22 protein-coding genes, 3 pseudogenes and 1 other annotated feature are annotated in these 25,900 nt (G+C 64.5%); of the genes and pseudogenes, 8 read left to right on the top strand and 17 right to left on the bottom strand.

Going from position 1 to position 25,900, the window contains the following annotated elements:
- Positions 1 to 30 precede the first annotated feature (30 nt).
- Positions 31 to 1,218 carry an amidohydrolase family protein gene (locus DN771_RS01210; protein ID WP_205528356.1) on the bottom strand — a complete coding sequence of 396 codons (1,188 nt, stop codon included), beginning with the start codon at positions 1,216 to 1,218 and terminating at the stop codon, positions 31 to 33.
- 505 nt (positions 1,219 to 1,723) lie between these two features.
- On the opposite strand from DN771_RS01210, the gene DN771_RS01200 reads away from it, so the two are divergent.
- From DN771_RS01200 to DN771_RS01180, 4 genes and pseudogenes are all read left to right on the top strand, one after another.
- Positions 1,724 to 2,074: a YciI family protein gene (locus DN771_RS01200; protein ID WP_162941407.1), complete on the top strand. Its 351-nt coding sequence runs from the start codon at positions 1,724 to 1,726 to the stop codon at positions 2,072 to 2,074.
- A 36-nt stretch (positions 2,075 to 2,110) separates the two neighbouring features.
- Positions 2,111 to 2,596 carry a pyridoxamine 5'-phosphate oxidase family protein gene (locus DN771_RS01195; protein ID WP_116995491.1) on the top strand — a complete coding sequence of 162 codons (486 nt, stop codon included), beginning with the start codon at positions 2,111 to 2,113 and terminating at the stop codon, positions 2,594 to 2,596.
- A gap of 458 nt (positions 2,597 to 3,054) precedes the next feature.
- Positions 3,055 to 3,258 (top strand): annotated as a pseudogene (locus DN771_RS30790) (fumarylacetoacetate hydrolase family protein); the annotation flags it as partial.
- A 120-nt stretch (positions 3,259 to 3,378) separates the two neighbouring features.
- Positions 3,379 to 4,011, top strand: coding sequence for a GntR family transcriptional regulator (locus tag DN771_RS01180; protein ID WP_162941406.1), 633 nt, complete (start codon positions 3,379 to 3,381; stop codon positions 4,009 to 4,011).
- Positions 4,012 to 4,472: 461 nt separating this feature from the next.
- On the opposite strand, the gene DN771_RS30625 is transcribed toward DN771_RS01180, so the two are convergent.
- The 11 genes from DN771_RS30625 to DN771_RS01120 all read right to left on the bottom strand — a co-directional run bounded on the left by DN771_RS30625 (position 4,473) and on the right by DN771_RS01120 (position 16,930).
- On the bottom strand, positions 4,473 to 5,708 hold the full coding sequence (locus DN771_RS30625) for an oligopeptide/dipeptide ABC transporter ATP-binding protein (RefSeq protein ID WP_162941405.1): 1,236 nt from the start codon (positions 5,706 to 5,708) through the stop codon (positions 4,473 to 4,475).
- A gap of 137 nt (positions 5,709 to 5,845) precedes the next feature.
- Positions 5,846 to 6,772: an ABC transporter ATP-binding protein gene (locus DN771_RS30620; RefSeq protein WP_338032634.1), complete on the bottom strand. Its 927-nt coding sequence runs from the start codon at positions 6,770 to 6,772 to the stop codon at positions 5,846 to 5,848.
- Positions 6,773 to 7,184: 412 nt separating this feature from the next.
- Positions 7,185 to 8,102: an ABC transporter permease gene (locus DN771_RS01160; RefSeq protein ID WP_116995484.1), complete on the bottom strand. Its 918-nt coding sequence runs from the start codon at positions 8,100 to 8,102 to the stop codon at positions 7,185 to 7,187.
- A 1-nt stretch (position 8,103) separates the two neighbouring features.
- Complete coding sequence (locus tag DN771_RS01155; RefSeq protein WP_116995483.1) at positions 8,104 to 9,117, bottom strand: ABC transporter permease; 1,014 nt, start codon at positions 9,115 to 9,117, stop codon at positions 8,104 to 8,106.
- 15 nt (positions 9,118 to 9,132) lie between these two features.
- Positions 9,133 to 10,806: an ABC transporter substrate-binding protein gene (locus DN771_RS01150; protein WP_116995482.1), complete on the bottom strand. Its 1,674-nt coding sequence runs from the start codon at positions 10,804 to 10,806 to the stop codon at positions 9,133 to 9,135.
- Between the two features lie 160 nt (positions 10,807 to 10,966).
- Entirely contained in the window at positions 10,967 to 11,911 is a 945-nt protein-coding gene (locus tag DN771_RS01145; protein WP_116995481.1) for an alpha/beta fold hydrolase, read from the bottom strand.
- Positions 11,912 to 11,977: 66 nt separating this feature from the next.
- Complete coding sequence (locus tag DN771_RS01140; protein WP_116995480.1) at positions 11,978 to 12,688, bottom strand: SDR family NAD(P)-dependent oxidoreductase; 711 nt, start codon at positions 12,686 to 12,688, stop codon at positions 11,978 to 11,980.
- Positions 12,685 to 13,047 carry a Dabb family protein gene (locus DN771_RS01135; protein ID WP_116995479.1) on the bottom strand — a complete coding sequence of 121 codons (363 nt, stop codon included), beginning with the start codon at positions 13,045 to 13,047 and terminating at the stop codon, positions 12,685 to 12,687. The genes DN771_RS01140 and DN771_RS01135 overlap by 4 nt, the downstream gene beginning before the upstream one ends.
- A 40-nt stretch (positions 13,048 to 13,087) precedes the next feature.
- A complete protein-coding gene (locus DN771_RS01130) occupies positions 13,088 to 15,094 on the bottom strand; it encodes an acetoacetate--CoA ligase (RefSeq protein ID WP_116995478.1) in 2,007 nt (668 codons plus the stop codon).
- 22 nt (positions 15,095 to 15,116) lie between these two features.
- Positions 15,117 to 16,040 carry a VOC family protein gene (locus tag DN771_RS01125; RefSeq protein WP_116995477.1) on the bottom strand — a complete coding sequence of 308 codons (924 nt, stop codon included), beginning with the start codon at positions 16,038 to 16,040 and terminating at the stop codon, positions 15,117 to 15,119.
- Between the two features lie 20 nt (positions 16,041 to 16,060).
- Positions 16,061 to 16,930, bottom strand: coding sequence for a fumarylacetoacetate hydrolase family protein (locus tag DN771_RS01120; RefSeq protein WP_116995476.1), 870 nt, complete (start codon positions 16,928 to 16,930; stop codon positions 16,061 to 16,063).
- Between the two features lie 136 nt (positions 16,931 to 17,066).
- Between DN771_RS01120 and DN771_RS01115 the strand changes: the two genes are divergently transcribed.
- Positions 17,067 to 17,735, top strand: a complete 669-nt coding sequence (locus DN771_RS01115) for a GntR family transcriptional regulator (protein WP_162941403.1) — start codon at positions 17,067 to 17,069, stop codon at positions 17,733 to 17,735.
- A 239-nt stretch (positions 17,736 to 17,974) separates the two neighbouring features.
- On the opposite strand, the gene DN771_RS29100 is transcribed toward DN771_RS01115, so the two are convergent.
- Entirely contained in the window at positions 17,975 to 18,676 is a 702-nt protein-coding gene (locus DN771_RS29100) for a helix-turn-helix transcriptional regulator (protein ID WP_162941402.1), read from the bottom strand.
- An 87-nt stretch (positions 18,677 to 18,763) separates the two neighbouring features.
- Here DN771_RS29100 and DN771_RS01105 point away from each other — a divergent pair, with 87 nt between their 5' ends.
- The gene (locus DN771_RS01105; protein WP_162941401.1) at positions 18,764 to 20,554 is read left to right on the top strand and encodes an amidase; all 1,791 of its coding nucleotides are present in this window, start codon (positions 18,764 to 18,766) and stop codon (positions 20,552 to 20,554) included.
- A gap of 617 nt (positions 20,555 to 21,171) precedes the next feature.
- Here the strand turns inward: DN771_RS01105 and DN771_RS30785 are convergent.
- From DN771_RS30785 to DN771_RS01090, 3 genes and pseudogenes are all read right to left on the bottom strand, one after another.
- On the bottom strand, positions 21,172 to 21,558 hold the full coding sequence (locus DN771_RS30785; protein WP_116995472.1) for an integrase core domain-containing protein: 387 nt from the start codon (positions 21,556 to 21,558) through the stop codon (positions 21,172 to 21,174).
- A gap of 71 nt (positions 21,559 to 21,629) precedes the next feature.
- Positions 21,630 to 22,694 carry an IS110 family RNA-guided transposase gene (locus DN771_RS01095; protein ID WP_116995471.1) on the bottom strand — a complete coding sequence of 355 codons (1,065 nt, stop codon included), beginning with the start codon at positions 22,692 to 22,694 and terminating at the stop codon, positions 21,630 to 21,632.
- Between the two features lie 238 nt (positions 22,695 to 22,932).
- Positions 22,933 to 23,634 (bottom strand): annotated as a pseudogene (locus DN771_RS01090) (IS3 family transposase); the annotation flags it as partial.
- Positions 23,542 to 23,648 (bottom strand) — a sequence feature (AL1L pseudoknot). (Overlaps the previous pseudogene by 93 nt.)
- Before the next feature lie 207 nt (positions 23,649 to 23,855).
- On the opposite strand from DN771_RS01090, the gene DN771_RS01085 reads away from it, so the two are divergent.
- Positions 23,856 to 25,073, top strand: coding sequence for an IS110 family RNA-guided transposase (locus tag DN771_RS01085; protein ID WP_116995469.1), 1,218 nt, complete (start codon positions 23,856 to 23,858; stop codon positions 25,071 to 25,073).
- A 36-nt stretch (positions 25,074 to 25,109) separates the two neighbouring features.
- Here the strand turns inward: DN771_RS01085 and DN771_RS01080 are convergent.
- Positions 25,110 to 25,418: pseudogene (locus tag DN771_RS01080) on the bottom strand (transposase); the annotation flags it as partial.
- On the opposite strand from DN771_RS01080, the gene DN771_RS01075 reads away from it, so the two are divergent.
- The gene (locus DN771_RS01075) at positions 25,417 to 25,791 is read left to right on the top strand and encodes a hypothetical protein (RefSeq protein ID WP_162941399.1); all 375 of its coding nucleotides are present in this window, start codon (positions 25,417 to 25,419) and stop codon (positions 25,789 to 25,791) included. The pseudogene DN771_RS01080 and the gene DN771_RS01075 sit on opposite strands and share 2 nt — an antisense overlap.
- Positions 25,792 to 25,900 lie beyond the last annotated feature (109 nt).

Raw genomic sequence — 25,900 nt, 5'->3', positions numbered from 1 at the left:
GTTACACCGGGGATCTGACAGTCCCATGCGTTAGACCTCGATACCGAATAGCTGCTCGGCATTGCGGAAAGCGATCTTCTCCTTGTCTTCACGCGGAAGATCGACTGCTCGGAACCAATCGGTGCCCTGCTTAACACTGTCGATGAATGGGTAGTCGGTTGCGAACATCACCCGGTCCACATTGATGTACTTCAGCAGTTGGTCGAGGAGGTTGTCCTGGAAGAACGCACTGGTGGTGAACCAGAAGTTGTCCTGGAAGTACCGCTCGAAGGGCTTCTCGAGTGAGTTCTCAGTCGGCTCGCCCATGTCGTTGATGATCCGCTCGTAATAGAATGGAAGCCCTTCGCCCATGTGACCCATGATGACCTGCAGCTTGGGGAATCGGTCAAACACTCCGTACGCAATCATCCGGACAGCCTGGATCAGCACCTCCTGGTGCCAGCCGAGACCAGACCCGCTGAAGATGTAGTCCTGGTACTCTTTCGTGTATTCCGTCCGTGTCGTGGCGTAGTAGATCTGGTAGATCTCGTCAGCCGGATAGCCGGGATGCAGGTAGATTGGCACATCGAGAGCCTCGGCACGCGCCAGCACGGGGTCGAAGTCGGGGTGATCGAGGTACCTCCCCCCGATGTGTCCGTTGGTCAGTGCGCCGAGGAAGCCATCGTCTCGAACCGATCGTTCCAGTTCGTCCGCCGCAGCCTCCGGGCTCTGCAATGGCAGAGTTGCGAAGGCCTCGAAGCGGCCAGGGTGGTTGGCGATTGGACCTTCGACGAGCAGCCGGTTGAGACGGTAGGCAAAGTCGATGCCCTCCTGCCCCGGGACGAGCTGTACAGACGGGGTGTGGGCGGAGAGGATCTGAACGTTGAGCCCTCCCTCGTCCATGTCGCCGATGCGGCGCTCACCGAGATCTGAAAGGCCAATCTCCTCGAGGAAATCGATGTGGTCCTGGTTGATGGAGTTCAGCTCCAACAGCTCGGGAGTGGTGAACGTTTCTTCGACACCGATGAACTTCAGATCTTGGTCACGAAGCGAGATTTCGTCATCACCAATCGAGTCGGTCGGCGTCTCAGGCGACCTGTCTGAAGCCTTGTTGGCGTCCGCGCTCGAGGCGAGTGACGTCGCGGATAATCCTACGCCGGCGCCGAGCGCAGCTGCGCGACTGACGAAACTGCGGCGTCCCATCAGCGGTTGCGCTGGGCCTTGTTCGATCGGGTTCATGCTGTGTGTACTCCTGCGTCGAGTGGGTATTGCACACCTCATCATCCGCATCTCGCCGGCGCATGTCGTCGTCTCTGCGCGGGCGATCGCGTCTACTGCACTTGCAGTAGACGCGAGCTCGGCAACGACGGTCAGCGGTGACTTCGCGAGAGAGTTCTTCGTCGGGCTGAACGACACGATGGAGTCCGCTCATACCGACGGTGTAGAGACCACCACCCGAGCACGACGCTGACTCGACTTCTGGACGGTCGTGATCGGCACCAACACACGGCTCGCCCACGAGCCGAGCACCTTCGTCGACGCATTCCTCATCGACAGCGATTCGACGACTGCAGCAGAGGGCACTGGCTCGTTGCGTCGCTCGGGCTCGGCGTCGTGGAGCGAGTCGAGAACGTCGCCGGCGCCATCCACGCCTGAGACACCGAAGTGACGTGGTTGATCGGCCATCCCTCTCTCTGGGTAGAGGGATTGCACGCGCAATCAAGAATGTATAGATTCTAACATCGTGCCGGAGGGGGCAGTAGATCACGCAGTGTTCGTCGTTCACTCGACGCCTACCGACCTGTGGCCGCCGTCGGATGACGAGCTGGCCGCTCACATCGAGTTCATCCAGCAGCTCAACTCCAGTCGTACGACGTTCTTGTCGGGACCGTTGCTCGGTAAGGACGACGCATGGGACGGCAATGGGGTGACGGCGATTCGGGCGGAGTCTCTGGACGACGCGATCCGGATCATGACGGACGAGCCGTTGGCGCTCGCTGGTCGACGGCAACAGACCATCCATCGCTGGGCGATCACGTCAGGCTGCCTGACGATCAGCCTTTCGGTGTCCGATGCGGGAACCCGGACCGCTTGACGAGCAACGATCAACCAGCAACAGGAGAGGCAGTGCATGGACCAGGCAGAACGACGAGAGTTTCTCGTATCGCATCGCACTGCGGTGTTCGGCTTCGGCCGGAAGGCGGACGGGCCAGCGATGTCGATCGTCTACTACGTCATGGATGGTGAAGACGTACTGGTGTCGACGATGTCAGCGCGGGGCAAAGCGAAGGCGGTGCACCGCAACCCGAAGGTCTCGCTGATGATCCTCGACGAGAAGTGGCCTCCGACGTACCTGCTCGTTTACGGCGATGCCAAGGTCGAACGTGACCTCGATGCCGTCACCGATCTCAACATGCGCATCCTCGGCCTGATGGCGGGCGAGCCGACTCCCGAGGAACGCCGGGCACAGGTGCGCCAGTCGGCAATCGACGAGGACCGTGTGGTACTTCGCATCCGTCCGTACGCGAGTTTCGAGACCCCGCCCCGTCATGTCCACAAACCCGAGGATCTCGACGGTCTGACGCACTGGGCGAGCACCGTCTTGGCCTGGGCGTGATCGGCGCCCGGCGATGCGAGTAGCGAACCACGACAACACCCCCGCTTCTCGTCACCGACGGCGGCGGCATCGATCTCGTTGTTGCGTCGGAGGCGAGGTGGCAGACGATGACCGACCTAAACGACGATTGGGCGGCATTCCGCGCCTGGATCGACGCCGGGGTGGATGGACCGGACCGCCCATCGATCCAGATCTGCTCCGGGCCGCCGTCGCATCGGCCTCGGCAAGTCTTTGCGATCGGCCTCAACTACGCTTCGCACGCGGCGGAGGCCGGGCACCACGGGCGCCCGCTGTTCCGCCGAGCCGTCACGAAGTCCCTGTCGCGTCCCTGACCAGGCCCCGCGGCGACATCGTAGTTCCACCGCACACCGTCGATTGGGAAGTGGAGCTGGTGGTGGTCATTGGCGACACCGGCGGGCGGTGTTCCCGCCGAGGATGCTTAGGGGCACGTCGCTGGCGTCACCGTAGGCCAAGTCCTGTCCAATCGCGTCGTGCACCTGCAGCCCCCAGTTCCACGGATGAGCCTCGGAAGGTCCTTTCCAGAATTCGGACCGATCGGGCCGGAGCTGGTCACCGTCGACGAGGTCGACAATCCAGATGACCCGGAATTGCGATGTGAGCTGAACGGCGAGGTGATTCAACACGCGCAACGTCCGACATGATCTTCTCGCATAGGGCCCCGAAGAGCCACCGACCTTCCGGGCACCAACGGATCTCGACGAACTGATTGCAGGAGCAACATGACGAACGCCCGACCCGGGCCGATAACCCGCTACGACTGGGTGGACGCCCGCCTGCAGGCCGAGATCGTGCTCGGCAACCTCCCTGCCGGGTCGCGAGTCAAGGTGAACGATCTTGCTCGCGACTGGACGCTAAGTCCGGCACCGCTGCGCGAAGCGGTGCAGCGATTAGCCGCCCGCGGGGTCCTCGAAATGTCACCGCAACGCGGGGCTCGAGTCGCCCCCGTCTCGCTTCGCGAGGCTCACGAACTATATGAGCTCCGCATGCAACTCGAGCCACAGGCCTTGCGGTTGTCGATGTTGAACGCCGACGAGTCCTACAACGCGGACGTCATCGATGCCCACCGCTCGTTCATGGCGCTCGGCCGGCGACCGCGTTCCAACCCAGCGAGCGCCTCTGACATCTATCTCGCCCACCGGACGTTCCATGACGCGACGATGTCGCGCTGCACGGTTCTCTGGCTGCTGCGCCTCGTGGGTGTGCTCATGGATCAGACGATGCGGTACATCAGATTCACCTTCGCGAAAGAGGCGCCGAGGCGCGGCGAACACGACGAGTTGGTGGAGTTGATCGTTTCCGGCGACGTCAACGCTGCGCCGAGGGCGCTGCTCGAACACCTCGAGCGTTCGAGCATTTATCTCGAGTCGGCTCTGGCAAAGGCAGGACTCGACTGAAGTGCTCGCCACCTGGCCCGGTGAGACGCGCCGCGCGGCCGAACGGCGTCGGCTTCCCCTCGAGGTCTTCGAGCTGGAGCTCTCCTTGCTGGGCCGCCGCGGCGGCATCGTTCGCCCGCTCGCGCGCTGCCGCGATCTCCGCTGCCCAGCGGGCTGCAGCATCTTGCTCGGCGGCCACGGTTGCCGTCCGCCTGACGATGGAGACGGTCACGGTCAACGGGAGGGTGTCGACGCGACGAGTGCGGCGCGCTAGCGGCCGCTCCGGTGGGGAAGTCGCAGCAAACCGTCCATGACCGGAGAACCTACGTCATGTTCAGTTCGATGACGATCATGACGACGAGACGTCAGTTCAGTCGTCGGCGGCCCGGTGCGGGGCCAGACATCGCCTCTCCTTGCCTGCCACGGGCTTCGCCGCGTCACGCGGCGCGACGAAGCCCGTCCCCATTGACCGCTCCTCCGGTTCAGTGCAGGTCTTGCCGGGACAGGCTGGTCGACGGCGGCTGTTCAGCGGCGAGGAGGCAACTGGTGCTGTGCGCTGGCTTGATCTCGACGAGGTGCACCCGATCCCGTCCTCGAAAGCGCACCTTCAGATGTGCACCGTCGACGCTCGCGAGTTCGAGTGCTTCGCGCAAGGCTGCAGGTGCGTTCTCTTGCAGGAGCTGCTCCGACTGCGATGCCAGCTCCTCGCCCGCGAGCAGGATGTCACCCTCGAACGCCGTCTTGGCCTTCACACCCTTGACGCCCGAGCCCACGGCTGGATGCCTCGACAGCCACTCGGCCGCGTCCTGGAGCGCCCATCCGCAGCGGCTCGTCGCCACCGGGCAGCGCGAGTGGAACCGGCATCCCTGAGGCGGCCTCGCGGGATCAGGAATCGTGCCGACAAGCGACCTCAGCGCTCGGGTGTGTTGGTCGACCAAAGCAGGGTTCGCCTCGATCAATGCCCGGGTATACGGGTGCTGTGGCGACTCGAACACCTCTGCTGTCGATCCGAGTTCGACGATCTCACCGAGGTACATCACCACGATGCGATCACTGACGTGCTGGATGACTCCGAGGTCGTGCGACACGAAGACGTAAGTGAGCTTGAAGGCCTCTTGAAGTTCGTGAAGGAGATTGAGGATCTGTGCCTGGACGGAAACGTCGAGCGCACTCGTCGGCTCGTCGAGCACGATGACTTGTGGATCCAGTGCAAGGGCACGTGCGATCGAGATGCGCTGCTGCTGACCGCCGGAGAACTCGTGAGGGTAGCGATTGAGATGCTGGGGCCCCAGCCCGACCGCATCGAGCAGCTCCATCACCCGCTTGGTCCTGCCCTTGCCGGACACCGTTCCGTGGATCTGGAGCGGCCTCCCCACGATGTCGATCACCCGATGGCGTGGATTCAAGGATGCGAAGGCGTCCTGGAACACGATCTGGCAGTTCTTGCGGAACTCGCGCTGTGCCGCGTTCGACAGCAGGTCGACGCGGTGCGCCCTGTCCAGAGCCGTCAGCTCCGCCCGCTCTTCGGCGCTGAGCTGCCCGGCTGATCGACCGTGCAGTGTCGTCAACGTGTCCTTCTCCTGCGGGCGGAGCGCGAAGTACACGCCGCCTTCGCTCGGACTCATCAGGGCCGTCAGACAGCGGCCGAGTGTGGTCTTGCCGCAACCGCTCTCTCCTACGATGCCGAGCGTCTCGCCTTTCAGCACGTCGAATGACACGCCGTCCAACGCTCGAACGTGCCCGACCACTCTCTGCAGGACGCCGCCTTTGATCGGGTAGTGCTTCTTCAAGGCGATCGCGGACAGAATCGGTTCGCCCAGCTCGGGGGCCGCCGAGTCCGCGTTCCTTCGCGCCCTCATACTCCCACCGGGCCCTTCTCGACAACCGGTATCTGTACGTGAGGAAGGTCGTCGCCTCCCGTGGCGGGCAGCCCATGCGCCTCTGCAGTGCCGTAACCGAAACACGCCACCGAGTGGCCGGGCGCCACCTGCACGTCTCGTGGCCGTGAGGACCTGCACGCGTCCACCGCGTAGGAGCATCGATCGTGGAACCGGCACAGCGGCGAGTCCAAGCTGAACTCAGGGACCAGACCCTTGATGGCGGCCAGGTGGCCTCGCTCCTGACCAGCGGACGGGACGGCCCCGAGCAGTGCGCGCGTGTAGGGATGATGGGGCGATCGGAACACGCGCTCTGCGGAGCCGATCTCGGCGATCGTGCCGGCGTACATGACCCCTACTCTGTCGCAGACCATCTTGACGACTGACAGGTCGTGGCTGATGTACAGCACCGCCGTGCGCGACCGTTGCCGCATCTCGAGGATGAGTTCGAGGATGCGCGCCTGAACTGTCGTGTCGAGGGCAGTGGTGGGCTCGTCGGCGATGAGGACGTCCGGGTCGCACGCCATCGCCTGGGCGATCATCGCTCGTTGTTTCATGCCGCCCGACAGCTGATGGGGATGGCTCTCCATCACCTTGCGGGGATTCGCGATCTGCACGTCCGCCAGTGCCTGCGCCACCAGGTCGTCCAACATCTTGCGCAGCCGTCGCGATTGTGAGCGGAACGGCGGAAACAGCAGCAGCTGCCGCTCGAGGTATCCCGCCTCTTGCCGTATCGCCCGACGGACCGGTGGCAGGACGGGCCCGTCGAGTCCCGCCAACAGATCGTGACTGCGATGCTGCAGGAAGACCTCGGCCACCTGGTCTCTGATGCTCAGAACGGGGTTGAGCGCCTTGGACGCGTCCTGGAAGATCATGGCGATCCGACGTCCCCGCAGCTGTCGCATCGACTCGACGCTCGCGTTGAGCAGGTCGATTCCCGAACGGCCGGTGCCCTCGCATTCTGGACAACCGGGGCCACCGCACGAAGGGCAAGTGGCGGCGCCGGTGCCGCCGCAACTGCTGCAGCACGCTCCTTCGCAGAAGGGACACAAGCCGCTCGGGCGATACGTCACAGATCCGCCTGCCACGACGGCCGGCGGAATGGGGAGTAGCCCCATCATGCTCCGACCGGTGACGCTCTTGCCGCTCCCGGTCTCACCGACGATGCCGAGGATCTCGTTCTCGAAGAGGTCGAAGCTCACCCCTTCGACTGCTCGGGAGACCCGATTCTTCACCCGGAAGTGGATCTGCAGGTCACGGACCTGGATGACCGGCGTGCCGGTGGAGCGAGGCAGGGTTCAGGTTGCGGGATCGCCATCAGTCCTGGGTCCTCGGGTCGAGAACGTCACGTAGACCGTCACCCACCAGGTTGAAGGCGAGCGCCCACAAGAAGATCAGCAGGCCGGGGAACGTCGCGGTCCACCAGTGCCCAGCGGCGATTCCGTCTCGCCCTTGGCTCACGAGCGTTCCCCATTCGGCGAGGCCGGCCTCTGCGAGCCCGATGAAGCTCAGCGTCGCGCCCATGAGGACCACGCGCCCCATGTCAAGCGTCGACTGCACGGTCAGGGGTGTCAACGAGTTGGGCAGGATGTCTCTCCGGAAGATCGAGAACCGCGTGTCCCCGAGTGCCGTCGCCGCTTCCACGTACGTGCTCTCCCGGACTCGTAGGATCTCGGCGCGGACGATCCGCGCATATTTGGTCCACAGCACGCACGCGAGAGCGATGGTGATGTTGGTGAGCGACGGACCGAGCGCGGCAGCGATCGCCAGAGGAAAGAGCAGCTCTGGTACGGCCATGAAGATGTCCACCAGACGCATGACCAGCTCGTCGACCTTGCCCCCCAGGACTCCCGCGAGGCTTCCCACAACGACCCCGATCGCCACCGACAGCCCGACGACGATCAATGACAGTCGGACGGACATCCGCGCACCCCACACGACGCCGTAGAGAACGTCCGCGCCGGTGGATGTCGTACCGAGCAGATGTCCTGATGTGCCCGGCGGTGCGTTGACGAGACCCCAGTCTCGGGGCATCTGATAGGCGTCGGGCGTATTGGGCGCAACGAGGAGCGGCGCGAGGATGGCCATCCCCAAGATCAGGGCAATGACGACGACACCTGCAGCGGCGGTTGGATTGAACAGCAGTCGCACCATCAGCGAACCCGCGCGACGGGCTCGCACGGCCAAGTTCGAGCTCTCATAGCTGGACGCGCCTGCGACGTCCATCGTGTCCATATCAGTCTCCCAGCTCGACACGTCGGTCGAAGTGCGCGTACATCACGTCGACGACGAGATTGAGAACGAGGAAGAGCACAGCGGCGAACAACACGAACGCCATCGTCGATGCCTGATCACCGTTGAGCACAGCTTCCGCCAACCAGCTGCCCAGACCGGGCCACTGGAAGATGATCTCCACGACCACTGCGCCCTCGATCAAGGTCCCGAAGAGCAGCCCGATCACGGTGATGGTGGGGATGAGCGCGTTACGGCGCACGTGGCTCCGAACCACCACCCGCTCAGGCAAGCCCTTCGCGCGCGCCGCGTCGACATAGTCGCGCTTCAGCTCCTCCACCATGGCGGTCCGCATCATGCGCGCGATGATGGCGGTGGCGGTGTAGCCCAAGACCAGCGCAGGCAGGATGACATGCCAGATGGCATCTCGGAACGCAGTCCAGCTGCCCGCGAGCAGGGCGTCGACCGTGTAGAACCCGGTCGGGTGGTTCATTGTCGACCAGATCGTCGGATCTGATCGTCCCACCGGAAACCAGTTGAGGCCTGCCCAGAAGATGGTGAGCACCATCAGGCCGAACCAGAACGTCGGCATGCTGGCTCCACTCACCGCCAGGACGCGGGTCAGGTGGTCTGGCCAACGGTTTCGGTGGCGGGCGGCGAACGTGCCCGCTGCGATGCCTGCTGCGACAGCCAATACAGCCGCCAGGATGGCCAGTTCGAAGGTCGCGGTCGCCTTTTTCAAGAAGACGTCGGCGACCGGTGCGTTCGACGTCGACGACCATCCCAGATCCCCGTGCAGTACTCCGTTCACCCACGCGAAGTACTGCACAGGGAGTGGCTTGTCTGCCCCCAACCTCTCCTCGACGCGCTGCACCTCTTCTGGAGACATTCCGGGCTCGATGTAGGAAGCGATCGGTGATCCGCCCACGCGAATGAGGGAGAAGACCACGATCGTCGCGACCACAATGAGCAGCGGCAATACCAGAAATCGGCGCAGTACATAGTCGCGGAGTTTCATCTACTGTCGCTGTCGTCAGCTCTTGCTGTAGAGGTTGATACGGAGGTTGAGCCGAGGCCACATGGGGTTAGAGACGACGTTCTGCAGCGACTCGCGGTAAATCACGATGTTGTTCCACTGAGCCGTCAGAATCGCCGGCGCCTCGTCGTACATGATGCGCTGCAACTCAGCGTAGAGCTCGGCTCTCACCTCTGAATCAGGCTCGACCCTCGCCGCTTCGATCTTCGCGGCGATGTCCTCCGGGTCGCTGTATCCAGCGCCGAGGTTCGACGGCAGCCTCGTGTCGGTCGGATGTACGGAGTCCCTGAAGTAGCCGTCTGGATCGGTGAAGTCGGGCATCGCCCAGGACCACATCGCGGCCTGGATCGGTTGCGCCGTCGCGAGCTCGTCGAATCGCGCCTCTGGCAGGGCGAGAACGTTGATGTGGAAGTTCGGGTTCAACGCCTCGATGCCGTCCTTCAGGAGCAGGGCCTGCACCTCGAAGCTGTTGCCTGCCTCAGCGATGATCGAAAGGGTGAAACCCTTGTCCCACCACCCGGTTTCGCGGAACAACCGCTCTGCCTCTGCGGGGTCGTAGTCGTAGATCGGCGCGTCAGGGTCGTACCCGAAGAGGCTCTGAGGAATGATGAAGCTCGGCCTCATGGCGGCGCCACCTAGCTGCCCTTCTCGGAAGGCGTCGTAGTCAAACGAGTAGTTGAAGGCCTGTCGAACCCGCTTGTCGTGGAAGAAGTCAGCGGGAATATCGTCACCGTCCGGAAGGTCATCCAGCGGGATGTCAAGGTTGAACCCGATCAGCGAGATGGTCAGACCTGGAACGTCGTCCTCGATGACCACGCCTTCAGTACCCCTCAATGCCTCCGCGGTCGCGGGGCTCGCCGTGATGATGTCATAGTCGCCCGAACGCAGACCCAGTTGCGTCACGGAGAGGTCGGTCGAGATCTCCCAACGGGTCGGGTTCGTTGCGACACTGCCCCAGTACTCCTCGTTGATGTCGAACGTGAGGCGCTCCCCGCGTTCCCAACTCGCAAGGCTGTACGGTCCGCTCCCGGCCTCGTTCTGCGCCATGTACTCATTGGGCGTGTCCGCCGCCACCCCGCCGTTCACCTCGACGACATCGGCGTTGACGATGCTGGCTGCTTCGGTCAGGACCACGTTGTAGAGGAACGTGCCGTCCCTCTCCTTGAGCGTGACCTGCACGGTGCGGTCATCCAGTGCGCTGACCTCGTCGATCCCCTGGAAGGTCTCGGCCATCGATCCCGGCAGGTTCATCGTCATCACTCGTTCCCACGAATAGACGACATCATCAGCCGTGACGTCCGAGCCGTCGTGGAACTTCGCATCGTCGCGCAGGTTGAAGGTGTACGTCAGGCCGTCCTCGGAGACTCCGCCGTTCTCGACCGTCGGAACCTCGGTCGCCAGGGCCGGGAGGAGTTCGGGACCGGAGGGCCCCACCTCGATCAAGCGATCGTAGACGTGGAACACCACGGCAGCACTGATCGATCCAGCCTCCACTGCGGCTGGATCGAGTGACGTCGCGTCCTCACCGATACCCACGACGATCGGTTCGTCGGAGTTCGGCGTACGTACGTTCGCGGCGGCGGAACCGGTCCATGCCGCGGCCCCGAGTCCCACGACGAGGACCGCAGCGATACGTGCTGCGACCGACGCCGACAATCTTCTCATCTTCATGTTGTTTGATCCTCACTGTTGTTGGTCGTCTGTACCGCCGCGACCGGTGGGAGTCCATGCCGCGAGCCGGATAACTAGTTCCGTCCTAGATGTCATTTGTAACTTGGGTATCCTGCATCCATTCCCTCCCTTGAGCCGTTCCGGACCAGCAACACGCCGGTCACCCGATGTCTTTCTCCGTGAGATACCAACGCACCAAAGCGTTGAAGACGTGGGGTTGGTCCAGCCAGAGAAAGTGGTTCGCTTCGTCGAGAATGTGCATCTGCGCGCGGGGGATCTTCTTGTACAGCTCGAGTCCATGCTCGAGATCCTTGTTGGACTGCTTTCCCCAGAGGACAAGAGTCGGACGGGAAATGGTGTGTGCCAGCTCGCTGATGTGAGTGCCATCGATGGAATACATCGCTTGGATCCGTGCGCGGGCATGCTCGGCGTCGGACCAGAACTCCTCGATCATCGTCATGTACATCTCGTTCCATCGCTTGGACAACCGCTCCAGTCGGTCCAGCCAGGGATCGATGATCATCGACGGGTCGAACATGAACGGGGCGATCTGACTGCGGATGCCGTCGCGAGTGGTCAGGTCGAACTTGGGGATCATCGTTCCGGGCTTGAAGACCCGCTTGAAATAGTCGGGGTTCCCGCGGTCTCCGCCCAGAGATGCGCCGGCCATGCTGGCGCTGTCGACCAGAATGAGGCGTTCGACCAATTCGGGTCGCTGAATGGCGATGTAACCCGCGATCCAGCCTCCTTGCGATTGGCCGACAAGATGCACGGGCCCGACGTCCAGCTGCTCGATGAATGCCGCAACGTGGTCCGCACGCTCGCGTACCATCGCCAGCAGCGAACGGTCCAGGGGCGCATCGGTATCACCATGTCCAAGCTCGTCGATCGCGTGGACTCTGAAGGTCTCGGACAACGGAATGATGTTGGGGTACCAGCGGTCCGCTCCCATGCCGATTTGACCCGCTGCGCCGTGCACGAGCACGAGATGGGAGCCACTCGGCGCACCCGCCTCCCACACGTGTGTCCGGTACCCGTCAACGTCGTAGAAGTTGCTCTCAACTCGATCGGGCGAATTGAAGATCGTGGGAAGTTCATCTCTCATGGGGCGAGGCCGTTCTCTTCTCTTTGCTTGCGTGATGGCAGATCCAACACCACAATGCGATCGAACCTAGATCACACTCATTCCACCGTCGACTACTAGGTTTTCGGCATTGATGCCGGGGTTGTCCATCAACATGAAGGCAGCCATGACGACATCATCCACGTGCGGGAGACGCTGGCCCGGGAGCTTGCTCCGAAGCTGCTCGAACACCGCACGACGGATCTCGTCCGCATCATCTGTTGCAGGGGTGCCCCGGACAAGGCCCGGCGTGATGGCGTTGACTCGGGTCGGCGCGGCCTCGATCGCGAGGGTGCGTGTCATGCCCAGGACAGCAGCATTCGCCATCGTGATCGTGGTCGATCCGGGGACTGGCCGCCACGCCGACGCTCCGCCGAAGAGCAGGACCGACGACGCGTCGGTGAGCGCGGGCATTGCGTGATGGACGGCGGCGACGTAGCCGACGGTCTTCATGAGGAGGGTCTCAGAACTGGTGTCCGGTTGATATCCGGCCAAGGTGTTGAAGTCGCGTTTGAGCGCCGTGAGGACCAGGTGATCGATGCTGGCGATCTCGGAGAAGAACTGTTGGATGGAGGCGGGATCGCAGAGATCGCAGCGCCCACTTCGTGCCTCCGGGCCGAGCGCGCGGGCCACCTGGCGCGCCTTGTCCTCGTTCGCGCCGGCAATCGTGACTGTCGAGCCTCGTCGAAGGCCCTCACGAGCGATCTCCTTCCCGATCCCACTGGTCCCTCCGATGATTACGATGTGCTGAGACGTCACTGCGCCCGCCCTTCTTGTTGTTCATCCACGGTGGATTGGCTCTCGGACTGCACGGCATCGACATCGTCGATCTCGAACTGGACCGCAGACCTGGCAGCGACCGCCGGCTTGAGGCGGGCGACCACAGCAACGTGCTCCGGATCGGACTGGTAGGCGCTCAGGGCGTCGGTGGAGGCAAAGATCGCGACGATCGCGAAGTCCGCCGTACCAGGCGCGAGCGCGAGGTCGCGGCCGCAGTGGTACAGGAGAACGCCCTCGTGCCGGCCGGCGATCGTTCGGAGCTCGCGCGCCGCGGTGTCGACGTCATGTTCCTCCACTTCCGGAGTGAACGAAAAGGTGACGACATAGGCAATCGTCATCGGGGTGCTCCCTTGTCCGAGGGTGGCCGGATGGCTGCTGTCATCGGCTCGTCCGAGCGGTATTCGTCATGGCGCCTCGTGCCTCCTGTTCGTCCCAGGAGGCGGCCAAGGTCCGGAACTGATCGAGCAATGCCGGGTCGTCCACGGCGTCGGGGCTGAGTACTGAATCGGCAGGAGCTCCCTGCATGACCCGCTTCAGCGGCACCTCCAGCTTCTTGCCGGTTCGGGTGTGCGGAATGCCCGAGACCACATGGAACTCGTCCGGGACATGACGAGGTGACACCTCGCGCAGCCGCTCCCGCAAGCGTGCGATGACGGCATCGTCGATGCGCCCGCCGAGCGTTGGCACCAGGAACATCGGCATCCGGTAGGAGCCGTCCGGCCGCTCCACACCCAGCACCAGGGCCTCGGCAACGGCTTCGTCGGATTCGACGACGTCGTAGAGATCGGCGGATCCCAGTCGCACGCCGTGACGGTTCAATGTCGAGTCCGACCGGCCGTGCACCGTCCACCCACCGTCCGAGTGTCGGGTGACCCAGTCGCCGTGGCGCCAGACCCCTGGGAACGTGGCGAAGTATGCGGCCGCGTAGTCGGATCCGTCGGCGTCGTTCAGGAAGCCGATCGGCATGGACGGCATGGGACGGGTGATCACCAGCTCGCCGACCTCGTCGATGACGGCACGCCCAGAGTCGTCCCACGCCTCAGCGGCAACTCCGAGAACGGCAGCGGCGAGACGGCCCGGCGCGGCATCGACTCCCGGCGCCCCGCCCAGGAAGGCTCCGACAACGTCAGTGCCACCCGAGATCGAGTCGAGCGGCGCTGTCGTGGAGACGGCTTCGCTGACCCACTGGAAGATGCTGGGTGCGGCGGGCGCTCCCGTGACGGCGATGCGACGGAGGTGAAGCAGCTCGAAGTCGCGCCCCGGCTTGATGCCCTCATCGCGGCAGAGCTGAAGGTGTCCCGGGCTCGTGCCGAACACCGTCACTCGCTCGGACTCAACCAGTTGCCAGAGCCTTTCAGGACCCGGATGGACCGGACTGCCCTCGTAGGTCACCGTGGTCGCGCCGGTCAACAGCGCGCCGACCACGACGTTCCACAGCATCCAGTTCGTGGTCGTATGCCAGAACAAGTTCTCGCCAACGCCCAGGTCCTGGTGCAGGCCGAGCAGGGCAAGATGGGTGACGACAACGCCGGCGTGGCCATGCACTATTCCCTTGGGCTTCCCCGTCGTCCCGGAAGTGAACAGCACCCAGAGCGGGTGGTCGCTCGGAACCTGCACGGTGGTGAACGAGTCAATGGGGGCAGTTGCTGTGATGTCCTCCCAAGCGAACAACGGGGCCGTCAGGTCGGTTTGGGCGAGCCGAAGACCGTCTCGTTCGACACCGACGACTGCGCGAACGCCCAGCAGCCCGGCAAGCTCAGAGACCTCCTTGCGTCGATCGTGAACGCGACCTCCGAATCGGTAGCTCGCCACTGCAACGAGCACTGTCGGCTCCAGCTGGGCAAGCCTGTCACGTGCTGCCCTGGCGCCATAGTCGGGTGCGCAGCAAGCCCACGTGGCACCGACGGCGGCAGTGGCGAGGAAGGCAATGATGGTCTCGGCAGAGTTGGTCACATAGCCGACCACACGGTCGCCTGACGCTACTCCCTGTGTCCGGAGCCACACGGCAACCGCCACGACTTGGTCCGCGAGCTGCTCCCAGGAGACCTCAGCGCGCGAGCCGTCCTCACTGACGGAGATCACTGCCGGCCCGGGCTTGTCGCGATGCGCGAGAACGGTGTCGACGTAGTTCAGCCGAGCTCCCTCGAACCAGCGCGCGCCGGGCATCGCGTGACTGTCCAGCACCGTGTCGGGGGGCCGTGAGCATCGAACGCCGCCGAACTCCCACACCGACTCCCAGAAGTGGTCGGGATGCTCAACCGACCACGAATGCAGTTCGTCGTAGCTGGACACCGAGACGCGGTGTCGGCGCGCAACGAACTGACGGAAGTCTTCCAGCCGCGTCACGGCTGGCACGCCTTCATCGATGCGGATCGGAAGCAGCACCCGCTCGCCATCGGTGGCCCAGTCACTTCGAGTGCGCTCCTGTCATGAGCGCCGCGAGGTCTTGAGGTGCCAGGAATGACGGTGGCGGAGGTGGGCCCCAGTTGTAGAGGCCCTTGGCGCCTTCCCAGGCTCCGGGCGTCCAAAGGTCGTCCTCGACGATGCAGTCCAGGTCTGAGTAGTACTCGGAGAAGTTGCCTGCCGGGTCCTTCAAGTACCAGAAGAAGTTGGACCCGATGTGGTGTCGACCGAGGCCCCAGACATGCCGATCGGGGTCAACCTCCAGCATCGCGCTGGCCCCTCGGCCGACCTCGTCGACGTCGTCGACCTGCCATGAGGTGTGATGCAGGAACGACACGGGTGCCTGCTGCACGAGCACGTTGTGGTGATCTGTCGAGCAACGCATGAAGGCAGCCAGCCCCGGAACCGTGTCACTGACCTTGAATCCGATGCCCTCGATGAAGAATCGCTGGGAAGCCTCCTGATCGGTGGAGCCAAGTACGACGTGCCCGAGCTTTCGCGGCTTCACGGGCGACTTCCGGAGAATCCCCGGCGCGCGCACGTTGACGCGGACCGAGTCTCCCGGCGCGTTGTACCCGGGTGCCGGTGTCGGGTTCGAGACGAGCCGCGGTGCGATCTCAATCGTCACGCGGACTTCGGTGCCCGGGTCGAATGTGACGAGCGACGACGCACGACGCTCCGGTGCCAGGTCGAGCTTCGCCAACGACGACGCGATGCGGTCGAGATCATCAGTGTCGTCGACCCCGATTCGGAGGTCGAGGAGGCGGCGGCGATCGCTGGTCGCGAGCGTCAACTGTTCTCCGCCGTCGACTGTCGAAAAGCTGCGCGATCCATCACGGGGCGTGAGACCGAACTCGGTGTAGTAGGCAGCTGTGGTTTCCACGTTCGGTACGCCGAGCGTGATGCCCGTCAGTCGGTGAAGCGGCATAGCGAGAGGCCTTTCGATGCTCAGGTGGCAGCAGAACAGAACTGGCGCAGGGTCCCGATACCGCTGATGGTGCTCTCCACGACGTCTCCGTCTCGCAGGAACTTGGGGGGTGTGCGTCCAGAACCGACCCCCGCCGGGGTTCCCGTGAAGATCACGTCACCTGGCAGGAGGGTCGTCACGTGCGAGAGGCGAGACACCAGTTCGTTCACCGGGAAGATCAAGTCACGAGTGGATCCCTGCTGCATGACCTCACCGTTGACCGTGCACGTGATGTCGAGGTCGTCAACCTCCGCGCCCAGATCATCTGCCGTCACCAGCCAGGGGCCCTGGGGCGCGAAGCCTGGCCACGACTTGCCCAGCGAGAACTGTGGTGCCGGACCGGCCAGTTGGAGTGCACGATCGGAGAAGTCCTGCCCGACCGTGAACCCGGCGATGTGAGACGGGGCCTCGTCGGGTGACACCCGGGACGCAGTGCAACCGATCACGACGACGAGTTCAGCCTCCCAGTCCACTGTGTCGCTGGGAAGGACGAGGTTGCCCACCGGCCCTGCGAAACTGGTCACGAACTTCGTGAACACCATGGGGGATTCGGGATAGGCCAACCTCGACTCGTCCGCATGGTCGCGATAGTTGAGTCCGATGGCGAAGACTTGCCGCGCGTCGGGAGAGGGCGGGCCGAGCGCGTGGGGGTCGGCGGAGAGCCCGTGGCTGTCGATGTCAGGAGCGGTGGCCTCGTACCACTTCTGGATGGCCGTCCAGTCGTCGAAGACCGATCGCGGATCCGGACCGAACTGCCCGTCGCTCACCGCGGCCAGGTCGAGCACCGTCGCGCCGGCGGAACCGACTGTAGCGACCAGATGGGAACGGCCGTGATAGGTCGCGACTCTCACGAGATGTCACTCCTTGTGACGATGGAGCAGAAGGTGGCGGGCGTCACGCATGCTATTCAGCGCTTTGCGCAATGTCAAAGGATTTTCGAAACTTGGATGGTGCGTCGAGTATCGCCGTTGGTGTTGAATGGGAGGCATGGGAGCCAACACTCGAGCGCACGATGTGCTGAGCCGACTACGAAGCGACATTCTCAACGGGCGTCTGGCCCCCGGCACCAAGCTTGGCTTCACGGAGATGGGCCGCAGGTACCAGGTCTCGACCGGAGTGTTGCGCGAAGTGTTCACACGTCTCGCTGACCAGGGCCTGGCAACCTCGGAGGCCCAACTGGGGTTTCGCGTCGTCGATGTCTCGCTACCGGCACTGTCAGAGCTCACCGAAGCGCGCGTCTTCCTCGAGCGTGGGCTCATGCGGCAGGCAATCGATCGGGGCGACGTGGAATGGGAGACGTTGGTGGTCGCCACTCATCACACCCTGAGCCGCACACCGATGGTGCTCGATGGCGGCGAGACGAATCCGCGGTGGATCGAGGAGCATCAGGCCTTTCACGAGGCCCTGCTCAGCGGCGCCGGAAACCGCTACCTGTTCGATATCGCCTCGAGACTGCGGCTCATCTCCGAGGTGTACCGCTGCTGGACCCGGGCTCGTCGGCCCGAATCAAAACGCGACGTTGCCAGTGAGCATCGTGCCATCATGGAGTCGGCGATCGCCCGAGATCCCGACCACTGCGCCTCCTTGGTCGAGGCGCACATCCGGACCACGACAGCTCTCCTGGTCTCGACCCAGGCCGCGACCATCGATGCGTGACACGCGCGGCGACGACCAGCCCGCTGGCACCAACCGTTAGGTCGGCGCCGTCGATCGGCTGACAACGAGGGGCGGCCCGAGCACGAGGTGCCGATAGCGAGCGCTTTACTCCACCCGGGGAAGGTGGTGTCGAGCGCTTTGGCGCGGTTGGAGAAGCCTCGACCTCGCGGTGCGGGTTCGGGACTTCGCATCGGTCTCGGTTGTGTTGCGGGTCGATCGGAGGCGTTGTGGCGACGGATTCATCGGGGCTGTGTTCTCGGCGCTGGTTGAGCGTCGAGCACGCCTTGGTCTCGCCGTGACTGGCTCGGGGTGCGACCGAAGTGTTCATGGAATGCGGCGGTGAATGCGCTCGGGCTGGCGAACCCGTGGTCTCTGCCGATCTGCGCAATCGACACTGAGTTCGCGGAGGTGTCGTGAAGGACGGTTCTGGCCCTCTCCAGTCGCTCAGATCGAATGAGCGCCGTGACCGTAGTGCCTGCTCGTTGCATCTCGTGTTGTATGCGCCGCGGTGACCAGCCGAGTCGTCTGGCGATCTGGGTCGTGGCGAGATCGGTTTCGGCGAAGTGATGTGACACGTACTCACGAACGAGTTGCGCGAGTGTCGGCTCGGGACTGATTGCGCCGTCGTCATCGCCCAGCAGGCCGATGACATACCTGCAGGAAGAATCGAACTGCGTCACCGACAGTTCGAGGGCGTGATCGGCGAGCGCGTCGATCGTGCGGGATGCGACGGCGACTGCGGCTGTCGGAGACGCCCATGCGGTCGGCCGAAGCGCCCGGTCTGAGACGTCCGATCGGCGGATGGTGAGATAGGCCGCTTCGAAGCCATGCGAATTTTCGAGGACGACGGGTTCGTCGAGCCGGTAGATGAGGAGCGATCCTGCGGCGAACGTGCGCGATCGACGGCGGGTGGTCACGGTGCAGAAGCCGCGACGGATCACTTTGATCTCCCACGCCCCGGTGAGGTCCGACGAGATGTGGGGCTCAGTTCGGGTGATCCGCAGTGGCGAGCTCGCACATCGGGTGACGTGAAAGGCGGGTGTGGTCCGCTGTGCGATCGAGCCGACGAATCCAACGTCGATGTCGACGTCGAAGTCACCGTGGAGTTCTTTGGCTTGGTCGCTCCAGGATGCGAGTCCCGATGCACCCGTGTACGTCACGTTCTGCCGCACGACTCGAACTTAGCTCCACCCGGTCGGGTGAGTCGCGGCGATGTCGCAGAAACGACGGGAACTGTCGACGTTGCGCCCGACAGATCGACACAGCGGTATACATCCCGAACGTCGTTGCAGAGTGGGTGGATGCTCGACCCGCACGATCTGAAGACGATGGATGCCACCGAGATGGGTCGCCGACTCGCCACCCGGCAGCTCCGGTCAGAGGACCTGGCCGCGGCCCACCTCGCGCTCATCGAGGAAAGGAACCCGCCGATCAACGCATTCGCCCTTGTCCGACCGGAGGCGACGCTCGACCGCGCACGTCAGATGGACCACGAACTGGACAACGGCGTCCGTCGCAGCGCGTTCCACGGTGTTCCGTTCACCGTGAAGGACTCACTCGACACAGCCGGATGGAGAACGGCTCGCGGATCGCGCATCTTCGAAGACCGCGTGCCCGACGCCGATGCGACGGCCGTGGCGAGGATGCTTGACGCCGGCGCCGTTCTGCTTGCCAAGACGAACGTGCCCGAGTTCTCGTTCTGGACCGAGACGGACAACGACCTCGCCGGCCGGACGAACCACCCCGACGACGAATCTCGGACCGCGGGAGGATCAAGCGGTGGAGAGTCCGCAGCGATTGCGTCGCGAATGTCACCGGCAGGACTCGGCAGCGACGTCGCCATCTCCGTTCGCGGTCCCGCTCACTGCACCGGCATCGCTGCCCTGAAACCGAGCCGGTCGCGCATCCCAATCACCGGCCACTGGCCGCCCGTACCGGCGAAATTCTGGCATGTCGGCCCGATGGCGCGAACTGTCCGAGATGTCGCCGCGATGTTCGACATACTCCACGGCCGTGACGGCATCGACGAGAACGTAACCGAGCAGCGCCTCGCCCGAACCCCCACCGTCGACACGTCGAAGTTGAAGGTCGGCTGGACATCGCAACCCGCGTTCGGACCCGTCAGTCGACAAGTCGATCGGGTACTCGAGAACGCAGCAACTGCCGTCACCGACCACGTTGCCGTTGTCGAGCACACCAAACAGCTCGACTCGCTTGCCGAACTCGACGGCACGCGAATCAGCGCCATCCTGTTCATCGCCGAAGTGGTGCCCCTCTTCTCGAAGTACAGAGGCCAAGCCCACCTTCTGACCGACCGCGTGCGTCGCATGCTCGACCTCGACATCGCCTCGACTACCGAACAACAAGACGCTCTCGACTCGATCGACCTAATCGAGCGCATCCTCGACCGCTACTTCGGTGACTTCGACATCCTGTTGTGTCCGGTGTGCCCGACCACCGCACCACCGCACAACCGATCACATCTCCAGATCGACGAGGAGTCGGTCCCCGCTCGTGCCGTCATGCGCGCCACAGTCCCGTTCAACCTCACCGGACATCCTGCGGTCTCGCTCCCCTTCGGTACCGCCGACGACGGACTCCCGATCAACGTTCAGATCGTATCCCGGCCCAAGCACGATGAGGTCGCCCTCTCCTTCGCGGCCGCCCTCGAATCGAGGAGACCGACGTCAACGACGAGCGCGAATCGCGGGCTCGACTACGACGTTACGCCTATCCGCTCGAGATCGGTCGGTCGGAGGTCTCGAATGCGTATGCCGCGTCGACTGCGTCTTGGTGGGTCGAGTACTCGCCCACCTTGATCCGTCCGGACCCCAACACTGCCCAGCACGCTTTGCCACCGGCAATCCGCGGCAGAATCAGGACGACGTGGAAGCCGTTGACGTAGTCGGACATGGCAACTCCGTTCCTCAGCACAAGCCTGGGCTGGCGGAGGGCAGCGGACCGAATCAACGGAGGCGTGTGCGGCAGACGTACCCGTGTGAGTGGCTTAGCTATCCACAGTTGAGTGCCGGCCGGGCCGGGGTGGGGTCCGCCCGGCCGACTGTCGCGGGCCGCGGTGGGTGGAAAGCGGCCGCCGGGTGCTCACAACGCTATGCCCTCGGCGCTCCGGCGTCCAGAGCCGCCGCCGGCGGCGGGAGCCCCACGTACCCCCGTGCCGGCTGACGCTGCCGGTCCCCATCCACGGGGACACGGCTTGCGCTCAGCGAATCGTATGGCATTCTGTCATCCAGTTCATGTGATCGAAGCGAGCAGCTCGCCGGAGCGATGTGCCCAACGACACGCCGCCACGTCATACATGGCGAGCACTGACTGGCGCATGATTGGCCGTCGCCCTCGATCCGCGGTTCCCCGACCGATGCGAGTCAGGGCGACCAACCTCGCGGACACCGCACCAGCGGATGCGCCCATCAGCCGGTCATCCGCCCGGGTCAGTGCTCCTCGACGGTGGAAAGCCGGTACCAGATCGGAGAGCGGCGACCCCTGAGGACTGGCGCCGACGATTGATCCGTGACCCACACCTCGCTGTGGCCAGAGGTGAGGTTGACCCGGTCGACGGACGGGTTGGTTGCGCGGCGAGACGGTCGCCGTGCCGGTTGAAGATAGCTTCGAACTCGACGGGTGCGTTGTAGTCGATCGTCGAGTGCAGGCGGCGCTGGTTGTACCAGTGGGCCCATGACAGGGTGGCGAGCTCGAGCTCGTCGACGTCGTTCCAGGGCCGTGGGGCGTCGGGCCCGTAGACACACTCGGTCTTGTAGAGCCCGTTCGTCGTCTCGGCGAGGGCGTTGACGCCCCTATAGGTCAAGACCCTGGTTTCGGGCGCGTCGAAGCAGGCCGGCGGTGGTGTCCGGCCGGGCGCTGTCGGTCAGTGAGTGGTCAGGCGCTGCGCGTGGCGTGGTCGGTCATGACGCGTTGGTAGACCTCGCGGGCGAGGAACCGCTTGAGGCAACGGATGATGTCCTTCTTCGACAGCCCTTCGGCGGTTCGGCGGGCTGCGTAGTCGATGGTGGGCTGGTGGAACCGCATGCGCACGATCACGGTGCGGTGGAGCGCGGCGTTGGCCTCGCGGTGGCCGCCTCGGTAGAGCCTGTGCTTGTTGGTCATGCCCGATGACGCCGGGATCGGGCACACGCCGCAGAGCTTCGCGAACGCTGCCTCAGAGCGGATCCGGTCGGGGTTGTCGCCGAACACGATCAGCATCTCAGCGGCGGTATCGGCACCGATCCCATAGCCGTCACGAAGCGTCGGGGACGTCTGTGCGGTGAGCCCGTCGAGGAGCCGATCGTGACTGGTGATCTCGGCGTCGAGATCGAGCCAACGCTTCGCCAGCGAACGCAGCGCGTGCTTGGTCGAGCCAGTGGTGTCGGTGATTTCGCCGGGCCGGAAGCCGGCGCACCGATCGAGCAGCGCCTTGTCCGGCAGCCCGGAGAGGGACTCGCGCAGCTCTGCGGGAGCGTTCACGATGATCGCCTTCAACGTGATGATCGCTGAGGTGCGGCCCTTGCGGGCGGTGTCTCTGGCCACCTTGATCTGGCGGATCATCTCCACCGTGCCGTAACCGGTCTTCGGGACGATCGTGGAGGTCCCGGCCAGCACCGAACGGGCGGCCGCTTCGGCATCGACGGTGTCGGACTTGCCGTTGCGGCGACGAGCCCTTCGGTCCTCACGGTTGCACTCGACGACGCGATGACCGCAACGCCGCAGGAAGCTCGAGAGCCCGGCGCCGTAGCTGCCGGTGCCCTCGATGCCGAACCGGTCGATCCGACCGAGAGCTTGAGCCCACTGCTCGAGCTCGGTGTAGCCGCCCGTGTCGGCCGACACGGTGACATCGCCGAGACGGGCGCCGTGCTGGTCGATCGCAACTGCGACATGGATGTGCTTGTGGGTGTCGACACCGACGATGACCTTCCGCGTCGGCGCGTCGACTGTCATGCTGGACATTGCTGTTCTCCTTCGTTGGGATCGCAGCGCGCCAGCTGGTCGGGTGGGCGGACAGGACTGTGACGGGCCGATCTGTTGGAACGGGCAGGCCCCTATTCGGTCACTGCCCTCCCGACCAGCCAGCAGCACTCCGGATAACGGAGTCGACAGGCCAGGCCGACAGATCAACGCAAAGGCACGTCACGGCCTGTCGGAGCAAGAGTCAGACCCGACCCGCCGACCCCACCAACATCTCACAGTCGTAGCTGTCAGCGACGGTGCCGATCGATGGTCGGGCGCCGATCTCGTCGAGCCGTTCAGTGAATCTCACCGACGTGAATTGCGACCCCGCATCCGAGTCGGCAACGAGACCGACGAGACGGCGGCCACCGCGGGAGCGGCGGGCCATCTCCAAGGCGTCGAGGACCATGTCGGTGCGCATGTTCGACGCGACGCGCCAGCCGACGATGCGGCGGGAGAACGCGTCGACGATGAAACAGACATAGGCCATCCCGGTCCGTGCCGCCACGTAGGTCAGATCGGTGACCCACAACGCGTCAGGCCGATCCGCTGTGAAGTTGCGGTTCACGAGATCCGGCGCCCTCAGCGCGTCGGGATCGGCTCGGGTGGTGAACACCTTGCGCCGCTGCCGGCTCACACCCTCGATCTGCATCTGGCGCATCAGCCGGGCGACTTGATCCCGGCCGACGTCGTGACCGGCCTTGCGCGCCGCGATCCACAGCTTGTGAGCGCCGTAGACCTTGCGGTTGGCGACCCACAACACCATCAACGCCTGCATCATCACGACATCACGGACAGCCCGCGGCGACGGCGCGGTCTGGCGCCGCTTCGCGGCGTAGTAGGTGCTCGGAGCGATCTGCAACGCCCTGCAGATCGGCTCGACTCCGAGCTCACGATGATCGTCGATGAACCCGACGACCACATCTACGGGCGGTCGAGCTAATGGCAGACGTGGGGCCGGTCCGTCGGGCAGGCTCCACCCGGCGGCCATCGGGTCAGCACTCGGTCGAGTGGAACGTCGAGTTCTTGGCGGAGATCGTGCGCCCGAGGGCTGTCGGGAGACGTGAATGGCTGGTGGGATGACGTGCCGGTTCGAGCACTGGACCATTAGCAAGCCGCATCGTCTCTCCCGCCACCACCGTCGGAAGCAAGGAGCAACGCATGACGACCGTGTTCGTCGGACACGACTGGGCCGAGGACCACCATGACATCTACCTCGAGAACCTCGAGGGTCGACGCCTCTATCGCGGCCGCGTCGACGACGGCCTTGCCGGAGTCGCCGCGTTCCACGCGATCGTCGCGGCGCACGCGGATGATCCCGCCGATGTGCTGATCGCATCGGAAACTGATCGAGGACTGTTCATCACTGCGCTCGTCACCGCCGGCTACGCGGTCATCGCGATCAACCCGATGTCGACCGCGCGCTATCGCGAGCGGCTCTCGACATCGGGCGCGAAGTCCGACCAGGGCGACGCCCGGACACTCGCGGACGTCGCGCGACTCGATGGACACAACCACCGCCGGGTCGAGCCGGACAGCGCGCTCGCTGATGCGATCAAGATCACCGCACGCGCGCACCAGACGCTGATCTGGACCCGCCAACGGCAGCTCAATCAGCTCCGCTCGACGCTGCGCGAGTTCTACCCCGCTGCGCTCGAGACCTTCCCTGAACTGGCCCATCGCGACTGCCTCGCCACACTCGCAGTCGCCCCGCACCCCGCTGCCGCGCACGCGCTCACCGTCGACGAGCTCGCCATCGCCCTCAGCGAAAGCGGGCGCAAACGCAGCATCACGACCCGAGCCGCCGCGATCCTCGAGACGCTCACCGGTGACCAGCTCCGCGCACCACAACCGGTCGAGGCAGCAATGGGATCCCACACCGCTGCGATGATCGCGACCGCGACCGAGCTGACCCGGCAGATCGATCGGCTCGAGGTCGAGCTCGACGAACTCCTCGACGAACACCCGCACGCACCGATCATCCGATCGATCCCCGGCCTCGGCACCAAGCTCGGTGGCCGCGTTCTCGGCGAGTTCGGTGACGCGCCATCACGCTTCGCTGACGCCCGATGCCGCAAGAACTACGCCGGCACATCACCGATCACCAAAGCGTCCGGGCGAAGCCACGTCGTGCTCGCTCGCCGCACCCGCAACCTTCGTCTCGCTGACGCCTGCTACCAGTGGGCATTCACCTCGATCACCCACAGCCCCGGCGCTCGCGCGTTCTACGACCAACGGCGACAGCGCGGCGACAGCCACAGCCGCGCCCTGCGCGCGCTCGGCAACCGACTCGTCGGCATCCTCCACGGCTGCCTCACACACGGCACCCGCTACGACGAACGCACCGCTTGGGGACACCGCGCGACGAACGCCGCTTGACAACTACCTCGGGTGGGATGTCTCCGCCTGGGCGAAATACGCCGAGGCCTTCCGCAAGATCTCGTTCGCCCGCTTGAGCTCACGGTTCTCCTGCTCCAACCGTCGGATCCGCTCAGCATCATCGCTACTCAACCCCGCCCGGTCACCGGCATCCACCTCGGCCTGGTTCACCCAGTTCCGCAACGATTCCGTACCGATCCCGAGCTGATCAGCGACCCGCTTGACCGTCCCGTGATCGCTGCCGAGCTCCTTACGCAACTGGCGCACCGCCCGCACCGCCCGTTCCTTCTCCGCCTCGCCGTAACGACGCGCGTTCGGCTTCCCCGAAGGGCCCTCAATCGGCATGACTCCATCCTTGTTTCCAAGATCAGGAGCCTCCAACCAACCCAGGGCGATTCACACCATCGACGGCGCCGTGGTCCCGTTCCGCAATCACACCGTGCCGATACGGCTCGACCAGCCGGTCCCGACCCAGACCGCGCAACAGGTGCCCGGCCTTGCCACCTGGCCCGCCGGGGCGATGTTCGCCAAGAACAACGGCACCGCTGCTGACACCCGCTACCACCCGACCAGCGACCCGTTCCTCACGATCACCGCACACGACACGACATCGCTCGCAGCCATCGACAGCCACGGCCCCGTCCGCCTCAACGACGTCCGATTCCGCATGCTCACCGTCGACGAGATCCGCAAGACCATGGGCCACCCCGACGACTGAAGAGCCGTCGGCCCCGACCCCACCAGCACGCCATCCAAACGTGACCAGGTCCGCCTCCTCGGAGACGGCGTCACCCCACCAGTCCTCACCTGGTGCACCCGCCAAGCCC

The organism is Desertimonas flava (assembly GCF_003426815.1).
GTDB lineage: Bacteria > Actinomycetota > Acidimicrobiia > Acidimicrobiales > Ilumatobacteraceae > Desertimonas > Desertimonas flava.
This window is presented reverse-complemented; position numbering and strand designations above follow the sequence as displayed.